This is a genomic window from Nocardia sp. NPDC058497 (genome assembly GCF_042720195.1).
Lineage (GTDB): Bacteria > Actinomycetota > Actinomycetes > Mycobacteriales > Mycobacteriaceae > Nocardia.
This window is the reverse complement of sequence record NZ_JBHXMY010000618.1, coordinates 1-3,416: the sequence shown is the minus strand read 5'-3', so window position 1 is coordinate 3,416 and position 3,416 is coordinate 1. Positions and strand designations below refer to the sequence as shown.

The 3,416-nt window shown below is 70.3% G+C and carries 4 protein-coding genes; 2 read left to right on the top strand and 2 right to left on the bottom strand.

Annotation, left to right across the window (positions count from 1 at the left end; all coding sequences use genetic code 11):
* Nucleotides 1–78 precede the first annotated feature (78 nt).
* Nucleotides 79–1,302 (bottom strand): PucR family transcriptional regulator, encoded by a 1,224-nt coding sequence (locus tag ACFWPJ_RS28300; protein WP_378855868.1) that lies wholly within the window; start codon nt 1,300–1,302, stop codon nt 79–81.
* A gap of 196 nt (nt 1,303–1,498) precedes the next feature.
* On the opposite strand from ACFWPJ_RS28300, the gene ACFWPJ_RS28295 reads away from it, so the two are divergent.
* Nucleotides 1,499–1,990, top strand: coding sequence for an HAD-IIIC family phosphatase (locus tag ACFWPJ_RS28295; RefSeq protein WP_378855866.1), 492 nt, complete (start codon nt 1,499–1,501; stop codon nt 1,988–1,990).
* Nucleotides 1,991–2,092: 102 nt separating this feature from the next.
* Here the strand turns inward: ACFWPJ_RS28295 and ACFWPJ_RS28290 are convergent, their stop codons facing one another.
* Nucleotides 2,093–2,974 (bottom strand): sigma-70 family RNA polymerase sigma factor, encoded by an 882-nt coding sequence (locus tag ACFWPJ_RS28290; RefSeq protein ID WP_378855864.1) that lies wholly within the window; start codon nt 2,972–2,974, stop codon nt 2,093–2,095.
* Between the two features lie 81 nt (nt 2,975–3,055).
* Between ACFWPJ_RS28290 and ACFWPJ_RS28285 the strand changes: the two genes are divergently transcribed.
* On the top strand, nt 3,056–3,400 hold the full coding sequence (locus ACFWPJ_RS28285; protein ID WP_378855862.1) for a DoxX family protein: 345 nt from the start codon (nt 3,056–3,058) through the stop codon (nt 3,398–3,400).
* Nucleotides 3,401–3,416: the final 16 nt, after the last annotated feature.

The following is a 3,416-nucleotide window of genomic DNA, read 5'->3' as shown; positions in this document are numbered from 1 at the left end:
GTTGCGCGTTAGAACCCCAACACCGCCCCCCCCCTCCGCGCCGCCCCCCCCCCCCCCTTCGGCGTTTCCGGGGGCTGGTCAGGCGGTGGAACGGTAGCTGCGCGCGACGAGCGCGGAACGCAGGTACCACAGCCCCGACGGCTGGGTCGGATCGAAGCCGGTGAGCTGGCCGATCCGCTTGAGCCGGTAGTCGACGGTGTTGGTGTGCACGTGCAGCACCCGCGCGGTGCGCTGGCGGTTGAGGTTGTTGGCGATGTGGCGCTGCAGGGTTTCCAGCAGCTCGGAGTACTGATCCAGCGGGTCGAGCAGCGAACCGAGGAACTCCCGGCCGGGGCCGGGACGGGTCAGCTGGTACTCCAGGGCCAGCTCGTCGAAGCGGTACAGCCCCGAGGTGACCTCGAGCCGCTGCACCATGTCGAGCAGTTCGTGGGCCTGATCGGCGGCATCGGGCACACCGGTCGTCGAGGTCTCGACCATCGCCGCGGTGATCCCGACCTGGGCGGCCTGGGAGAGCTGGGCGACGAGCGCTGCCAGGCCGTCGCGGTCGAAGGTGTCGGCGGGAATGAGCACCGTGCCGCCGTCGACACTGAGCAGCGACAGCGCCGAATCCCCGCAGCGCTTGGCCAGTTCGGCCTGCACGCGGCGCAGCTTGCGGCGGGCGACCACCTGCGCGTCGAGGGCGGGGTTGGCCTCCTCGCGGTGCGGAGGGATCGCCAGCGCCAGCACCGCGTAGGTGTCGGCGATCGCGATACCGCACTCGCGGGCCATCGTGGAGGTGCTGTGCCCGCCGAGCAGTGCCGAGGTGAGCGTGTGCACCGCGGTGTGGTGCTCGCTGACGACACCGCGCAGTTCCCGCACGTAGGCCAGCGACACCTGGGCGGTGATGGTGTCGAGCATTTCCATCACCATCTTCACGCCGTCGACCAGGTTGTCGTAGTCCTTCACCGATGCGTTGGCCACGACCAGATCGAGGCCGATCTTGAAGCCCTCGGCGATCGAGTGGTGGATCGTGTCGATCGGCACGCCCTCGCGGGCCCAGCCGCTGGCGGCGTCCTGCAGGCGCTGCAGCTTGTTCGGGATGTCGCGGCCGTCGAGCATGCTGACGGCGAATTCGAGGCAGATCCGGGTGATGGTGGTGACGTCGCCGGAGATGGCGTCGCCGGGCAGCGTGCCGCAGGGGACGACATTGGCGACGAAGTGGCCGACCATCTGCCGCGAGAGGGCACGCACGTCCTTCAACGGCGACGACATCGGCTGACCCGAGATGGTCAGCGATTGCCGGGGTGGATTATCGACGGACATCTGTGTTCCCTTCGCCCAATTTCGGCTTTGCCCCCGCTGTCCAGCGACTTCACCCTAGCCAACCGGCGCCGATGCCGGAATGGAACCTCGGGTAATGGGTCGCGGACCCATGCCTGCCTGCCTGCTTGGTGAGCGATCACAAGTCTGGTCCATCGGTATGAGTGGTTGTAGAGTTCTCCGCGCCGGAACGAACCGAATGGGGGGCACCACCATGCGACCTGCCGTCCGTTGTCTGGTCTGGGAACTGGACGAAACCCTGTGGGACGGTGTGGTCCACGACGCGACCAGCACCACGCTGCGCCCGCAGGCACTGCGCACGCTCACCAAGCTGAGCGAGCGCGGTGTGCTGCATGCTGTCGCGGCACGTGGTGATCGTTCGCGCACGCTGCGGACGCTCTACCGGCACGGGCTGTACGAGATGTTCTCGGCGGTCGAGGTGGGCTGGGGCCGCAAGTCGGCCTCGATCGTGCGGCTCGCCGACACCCTCGGGCTCGGCCTGGAGGGGATGGCGTTCCTCGACGCCGAGCCGGTGGAACGCGCCGAGGTCTCGCGGGCGCTGCCGATGGTGCGCTGCTACGCCGCCCGCAATGTCGAGATGCTGCCGCTGCTGGCCGATTTCCGGCACGACCTGCGCTCGGGCCGGGTGCCGACCCCGCCGCTGGGGTTCGCGCGCGTCCCGGCGCTCTGACCGGCGCGAGTTCGCCTGCGCGCGCTGCGTTTACGCACTGGCTGCGATCTCGCAACCAGTGCAACATTGCACAGTGTGCCAAAACAGCGGTGCCGCACGGGTTCAGGACTGGTCCGGCAGGAGCGCGAGTGTGAGTTCGGCCAGCCGATCCGGTGCGGCGACCACGTCGTAGGCAGCGATCCGGCCCGCGTGGACGGTGAACGTGACGGCGAACTGCGGCTTGCCCGCCTGTGCCACCACCAGGCCGGGCCGCCCGTCGACGAGGAGCAGCACGGCATCGCGCGACCGCTGCCGCAGCGCCAGCGCGCCGTCGGCGACCGCGGCGGCGCCACGGACGAGCGCCGCCATCCCGGGCGGTAGCGCCGCCGGATCGGCAGTGCGCACCACGTCCGGTGCGAGCACGGCCAGCAGTTCACCCAGGTCACCCTCGCGGGCCGCCTTCAGGAACGCCGCCACCGCGACGCGTTGCTCCGCCAACTCGGCCTGCTCGACGCGGGCGGGCGCGTGTACCCGGAGCCGGGCCCGGCTGGCGAGCTTCTTGGTGGTGGCCGGTGTCCGCCCGAGCATCGGCGCGATGTCCGCGAACGGCACGGCGAATAGATCGTGCAGAACGAATGCGACCCGTTCCTCCGGCCCGAGCACATCGAGGACGACGAGCAGGGCGCGCCCGACCGAATCCGCCAGCAGCGCTTCGTCCTCGGGATCGGCGCCGGGGCCGGTGGCGCGCGCGTCGACCGCGACCACGTCGCTGGTCTCGGCGCGCTGCGCGCGAACGCGCAGCGCATCCAGGCAGATCCGGGTCACGACGGTGGTCAGCCAGCCGTCGAGATTGGCGATCTCGGCCGCGGCGACCCGATCCAGCCGCAGCCAGGTCTCCTGCACCGCGTCGTCGGCCTCGGCGGCGGAGCCCAGCATCCGGTAGGCGATGCCACGCAGCCGGGTACGCCGCTGCTCGAAGGCGAGCGCGAGCGAATCCACGCGCATCGGTCACCTTTCGGTCGGGCCGTTCGTCACAGACGACGACGGCGACTGCCGTCGATCACCGTAGACCGGAGGAACCGTCCGATGCACACCAGCTATGTCGTCGTCACCGTGCTCGCCGCGCTGGCCGCACTCGCCGCCGCCGCGATCGATGTCGTCCGTGCCGACTGGGTACGCGAGAACATGCGTCAGTACGGCGTCGCGCCGTGGACGCTCACCCCGTTGGCCGTGATCAAGGCGGCCGGTGGGCTGGGTCTGCTCGCCGGTCTGGCCTATCGCCCGCTGGCCGTCGCGGCCGCAGCCGGACTGGTGCTCTACTTCGTCGGCGCCGAGCTCACCGTGCTGCGGGCGCGCTGGTACGCGCATCTGGGCTACCCGCTGCCGTATCTGCTGCTGGCGGCCGGGTCGTTGGCGCTGGCCTTGGCGTGAAGTGGTGGTGGCGCGC